Annotated in this window: 1 pseudogene; it reads right to left on the bottom strand. The window is 69.7% G+C overall.

What is annotated here, in order from left to right:
* Window positions 1-94: 94 nt before the first annotated feature.
* A pseudogene (locus tag P0G09_RS20200) lies at window positions 95-290 on the bottom strand (cobalamin biosynthesis protein CobD); the annotation flags it as partial.

Here is a 290-nt window from a genome sequence, read left to right on the forward strand (position 1 = left end):
CCCGCCCCACGATGCGGCTGACCGCCCTGCGGGCGGCAGGCAGGTCGGGCTTGACCAGTTCCCGGTAAACATTGGTGCTCTCCTGCGCCAGCCCCTATGCGGCCAGTGCCTGCCCGCACCAGAACATCTGGACGGCCAGCCCCAGCCACGGGCTGATGCGGGCAGCTCCCAGGCAGACAAGGCTCGACAGCAGAAAGGTGCCCACCGGCAGGCAGAAGGCCACAATGGCCCCGCCCAGCAGTTCCCCCTGAGGCGTTTTGGGCAGGCGGGCCCGCAGGCGCTTTTCCAGC

Origin of the sequence: Faecalibacterium sp. DFI.5.82 (assembly GCF_029076575.1) — a bacterium.
GTDB classification, from domain to species: domain Bacteria; phylum Bacillota; class Clostridia; order Oscillospirales; family Ruminococcaceae; genus Faecalibacterium; species Faecalibacterium duncaniae.